Origin of the sequence: Methanoregula sp. (assembly GCF_002835825.1) — an archaeon.
Taxonomy (GTDB): Archaea; Halobacteriota; Methanomicrobia; order Methanomicrobiales; family Methanospirillaceae; genus Methanoregula.
The window spans coordinates 1-4,843 of record NZ_PIZH01000168.1; the positions used below are offsets into that span (position 1 = coordinate 1).

5 protein-coding genes and 1 pseudogene are annotated in these 4,843 nt (G+C 54.9%); 2 read left to right on the plus strand and 4 right to left on the minus strand.

Annotation, left to right across the window (positions count from 1 at the left end):
• Positions 1 to 545: pseudogene (locus CW742_RS07285) on the minus strand (proteasome-activating nucleotidase); the annotation flags it as partial.
• 128 nt (positions 546 to 673) lie between these two features.
• Here CW742_RS07285 and CW742_RS07290 point away from each other — a divergent pair.
• Complete coding sequence (locus CW742_RS07290; RefSeq protein ID WP_292418501.1) at positions 674 to 1,186, plus strand: multiprotein bridging factor aMBF1; 513 nt, start codon at positions 674 to 676, stop codon at positions 1,184 to 1,186.
• A 15-nt stretch (positions 1,187 to 1,201) separates the two neighbouring features.
• Here CW742_RS07290 and CW742_RS07295 read toward each other — a convergent pair whose 3' ends face one another.
• From CW742_RS07295 to CW742_RS07305, 3 genes are all read right to left on the minus strand, one after another.
• Positions 1,202 to 1,855, minus strand: a complete 654-nt coding sequence (locus tag CW742_RS07295) for a DUF47 domain-containing protein (protein WP_292418504.1) — start codon at positions 1,853 to 1,855, stop codon at positions 1,202 to 1,204.
• A 5-nt stretch (positions 1,856 to 1,860) separates the two neighbouring features.
• Positions 1,861 to 2,889, minus strand: a complete 1,029-nt coding sequence (locus CW742_RS07300) for an inorganic phosphate transporter (RefSeq protein ID WP_292418507.1) — start codon at positions 2,887 to 2,889, stop codon at positions 1,861 to 1,863.
• Positions 2,890 to 3,582: 693 nt separating this feature from the next.
• The gene (locus tag CW742_RS07305) at positions 3,583 to 4,143 is read right to left on the minus strand and encodes a cache domain-containing protein (protein ID WP_292418509.1); all 561 of its coding nucleotides are present in this window, start codon (positions 4,141 to 4,143) and stop codon (positions 3,583 to 3,585) included.
• A 274-nt stretch (positions 4,144 to 4,417) separates the two neighbouring features.
• On the opposite strand from CW742_RS07305, the gene CW742_RS07310 reads away from it, so the two are divergent.
• On the plus strand, positions 4,418 to 4,843 hold a 426-nt coding region (locus tag CW742_RS07310; protein WP_292418512.1), incomplete at its 3' end, for a hypothetical protein.

Genomic DNA, 4,843 nt, shown 5'->3' on the forward strand with positions numbered 1-4,843 from the left:
CCGCCAATGTCCATGTAGTTCTCCTGCGGGGAGTCTACCAGTTCCATGCCGTACACCTGTGCGTCAAAAGAACTCGGCAGGAGTTCAACAATGGCAAGCGACTGCTGGTTCAGCGTACAGCGAACACCCGGCTTCAGGTCATCTGCACTGATAGACGGTGAGCTGCGCACCAGGAACCGCGGGCCCGCACTGCTCCGGACGATCACCCGGTTTGCATCCACGACATCGGTGACCGTACCGATGATCAGGGGCGGGCTTCTCAACTGCTCGCTCTCGCTCTTGAGTTTCCGCACTTCCCGCTCGTACCGGATCTTCTGGGTCTCGATATACCGCTTGTCCGCCTCGACCTGCCGGAGCTGCTCGCGGAGCTCGAGGTTGCGGGATTCGAGATTGCCGACACGCTCCATCATCTGCACCTCGAGATCATGCTTGTCGCCTTCGATCTGGGCAAGCTGCTCGCGGAGTTGTTCAGACAGCGTGCGGTACAACCGGTACAGCTCCTCGGGAGTCTGGGGCTCCGGGGACTGGTGGATGGTGTCGGACATCTCGTTCCTCAGTTAGTTATATTGGGAAACTGCATATAAAGGGTTTGTGAGGAGGCAAACGGCAGGTTGCTTTTTCAGATCCATTCAGAGGGCATTTAAAGTCTGAAAGCAAGCTTTCTTGTGAGAATATGCAGTGCGAAATGTGCGGTGAAACGATTCGCGGTCCGCCCAAACTCGTCCGGGTCGAGGGCGCCGAGCTGCAGGTCTGTGCCAAATGCGGGAAGTTCGGTACAGAGGTCCAGCAGGCAAGGCGCACAGACATTGTCCGGCCGGCCGGTGCGAAACCCGCGGGTAACGTGAAGTCCCCGGCCGTGACCCCTTCCGCGTACCGGAAGCGGGACATGTTCGATTTCATTGAGGGGGATATTGTTGATGACTACAATGTCCGCATCCGGAATGCCCGCATGGAAAAGGGACTGTCCCAGAAGGACCTTGCCATGCAGATGAAGGAGAAGGAACACCTCATCCAGAAGATCGAGAACCGCGACCTTATTCCCGAAGAGCAGGTACGGAAAAAACTCGAGAAGGTCCTCGGGATCCGGCTCATCGATGTTCCGGACACCGATGTGGAGAAGAAAGGCCCGGGCTCCATGGCCCCGACGCTCGGTGACCTGACTATCATCCGGAAAGCCAAAAAATAATCAATCCCCCTGTGGTTATGCAAGGTCGATGACCGCGTTGTGCAGGATGTCGAGCGTGTCCCGCATGGCCCTGCCCGCATCCCGCAGGTGGTGGTAGATCTCCCGCGTCCGGATAGCGTACATGGCGTCGTTTGTTTGGAGGAGGACTGCCATACCCGTGATATACTGCTCTTCCAGTGCATTGTATGCCCTCCGGGCCTTTCGGATCTCGCTCTCAACAGAATCTTTATCGGAATCGAGGGCCTTGATCCCGCGCCCGATACATTCTGTTCCTTCAAGCAGCTGGAGCGCCATGCTGCGGATGTGTTCATCCGGCGCTACCGAGAATGCGACCATCTCTTTTGCTGTCTCCTTGGAGAAGTTGAGGATATAATCCATCTGCCGGGAGATACTGTAGATGTCCTGCCGGTCAAACGGCGTTGAAAACGACCGGATGAGTGTGTCCTCCATATCGTGCCGCATCAGGTCGACCTCATCCTCGATCTCTTCAAGTCCCGAAGGGCTTTTCAGCGGCAGGGCGCCCAGCCAGTCAACAAACTCCCGTACGCCGACTACCGTCCAGTCTGCCTGTTCATCAAGCATTGCATAAAAATCATGTTCGCGCGGAAAGAGCGCGCTAAAGAGGCCCCGGTTCGTTGTGCTTTTTCTTTCGGGTTCTGGTTTCTTCACAACTATCACGCTCCGATAAAGGGAGAGATGAAAAGGAACAACATGCCAGAAATGAGCATGGTCACGGGAATCGTAATCACCATTGCGATAATGATCTCCCTGCCCACCCGCCACTGAACCTTCCTTGGATTTTTTGCAGCTCCTACACCGAGGACTGACATGGTAATCACATGTGTCGAAGAGACAGGAGCACCGGCAATGGTTGATAAGGCTATTGAAGCCGCCGAGAAAAACTGGGAATCAAATGAGTGGATCGGTTCGATCCGGAAGATCCGGCGCCCAAGGGTATTCATGATTCGCCACCCGCCGCTGATTGTCCCTAACGCCATCAGGACCGCGCACGCACACCGTGTCCAGAGCGGTACCTCCGGAGTTGCCGCAAAACCCGCGGCAACAAGGACCATCGCGATCATACCCATCTGCTTCTGGGGATCATTTGCCCCATTGAAGAATGCCATCAGGGCAGCAGTACACCAGTTGAGTGTGACAATCTTCCGGTTCTGACGGCGCTCTGTATTGCGCATAATATAATCCGTTGTTTTATGCAATGCAAAACTTCCTGCAAATCCAATGATTGCCGAGAGGACAAAGAAGACAAGGATCTTCATGAAACCGACAAGTTCCGGCTCCGGGGCGGTAAGTTCGGTAACCCCCCAGGCAATGCTCGATATGCCCGCAGCAGCGATGCTCCCCCCGACAAGACCCCCAATCAACGAATGGGTGGATGATGAGGGAAGCCCGAACTTCCATGTAATGATGTTCCATGCCGTTGCCGTAACAAGTGCAACGAAAAGGACAACCAGTTCGCCGGCTCCGGGCTGGATGCTGATGAGCCCGACCATGGTGAAGGCAACTGCACTCCCCCCGAAGATCGCCCCGAGAAGAGACATACCTGCAACAAGGATGATACCGGCCCGTGGTGATGCAGAACGTGAGGCAATGAAGGTAGCGGCGATCGAGCTTGCGTCCTGGAACCCGTTGGTAAAGGTGAACGCGAGCGCAAGGAGAATCGTGAGGAGCGCAATCACGAGCATAAGCAGGAGCCGGCATACCTGTGGGTGACCACGGGGCCGTACCACATGGGCAGTATTGCAGGATAAGGATAAAAAGATCGCCCGGCCCGGGAAGGATCGCAGGTACGGATAAGTGTCCAGCAGGGTAAAAAGGGGTGTATCCCATCCCTGCCCGGAGGTGATGTTCTGCAGTTATTCTGCACGCATTCGAGTGAATCGGGAGTACCTTTTATGGCCGCATCGCCTTTCACCATGGTGCACATGGCCGCTGAATGTCAGGTGTAATAACAGGTATCATCCGATTCACCCCGGCTCCCTGTGCAGTTGCTGCTGCACGCGTAGGATGTCTGCATGCACGCTGCATAGCAGCCCGGGTCAAAGTCCTCGTTGGTCGGTGGCCGCAGTGCAGCCTGGTGCGGCTTGTCGATGGCAAGATAATGCGCCCCGGCAAGGATTCCTCCTGCAATGGCAAGGCAGAAGGAGAACAGGACGAACCGGCCGAGCGGCGACAGAGTGGATTGTGATAACTTTCCTCTCCCTCCCTATTTGTTGTAATCATCCGTGGGGATGGTGAGTATAAAAAAAGGGTGAAGACCGGGATTTTTTCCCGGGGAATTTTTCCAGCATGCCATTATCCGGAGATCCTGCGTCGTTTACCCAGTTTTTTTGACACTATTTTCCTTCGTGATCCTAATGAGGGTTTTTTACTATTCTCTAGAGTGTTTTCAGTGATGTTACTGTTGCTGTCCCGGTACCATTCACCGGTCCCGTATATACCCCGGAGCCAAGCCACCAGTCGTCAGCCACCTGCCTGCCGTACCCCAGCTTTGACTCAAGGATATTGTTGTCCCGCGGATTAATGTACACGTAACGATAGAACCCGCTCCCGTTCCGGACTGTTTCTGCCATCTCCTTCACAAAGACTGCATTGGCTCCTTCACGGGGTTTGCCAATCGCTTCCGGGTTGATCGGGTGAGCGAGGGTCGTGCCATTGTACCCGTACGCGAAAATATAGAGTTCCCCCTGCATAAACGACCCGTTGCGGTTGCTGAACTCGGACAGGGCCCGTTGGTCGCCCTGCTCCTTTGCATAGGCAACTGCATGATCGACAAACGAAACGAGAGTTTCGTTGGAGACTGAGGGCATCATAGGGCTGACCGGTGTTGGAGGGGGAGTTGCCGGAACCGGCAGGGTCCGATTCTCTGCGCAGCCCGCTGCAACCGCCAGCGTGAAAAGGATGAGAACCAGCAGAGGGGGCAACAGGGTTCTTCTCATGGGCGTATTATTGGATTTTTTTCCTTTATAGGGTCATCTGTGTCAGCGGATTTCCACACCGGACCACCCGGATATATCAGGAGAAGCCCGCAATACCGCAGATACCTTTTTGTGTAAACCGATCTCCACATACATATTCGGAAGATCCCGGACCATTCCGGAAGAATGGTGAACTGCCAGAAGGCCGTGATTCCGGAAGACAATCCGGGGCCGACAGGCGGATAGTTGACACTCCGGTTTCAGCTCCAAAAACATTCCGGGCATAAAAACGATCATGGCACATATTCACGGCATCTCAGGCAGCACCCGTTTCCTCCTTGCGGGGACAAAGCCAGTCCACGGCAGAAGACTGGCAACCCTGGCGGAGATCACGCAATTCATGGAGAAATACCCGGAACTCCTTGCCAATGCCGCATCCATTGAGGAGAAGCGGCAGGATGAGATCATCCGTGCACTGGAGGTCCGCGAATCAGAGCTCAACCGTGAGATGGCAGAGGGCATCGAACAACGTACAAAGGATGTTTATACCCGCATCCTTGCGATCAACGATCGTATTGCAGGCAGTGAATCATTCTTCATGATTCTCGGGCTCCTGATCCGGGTCTGGGGAGCGAACCAGATTATTTCCGGGCAGATTCACCTGCCATCAACCCGGGTCCGATGGAAAATCGGGAAGTTGAAACGCGAAACGCAAAAGGAG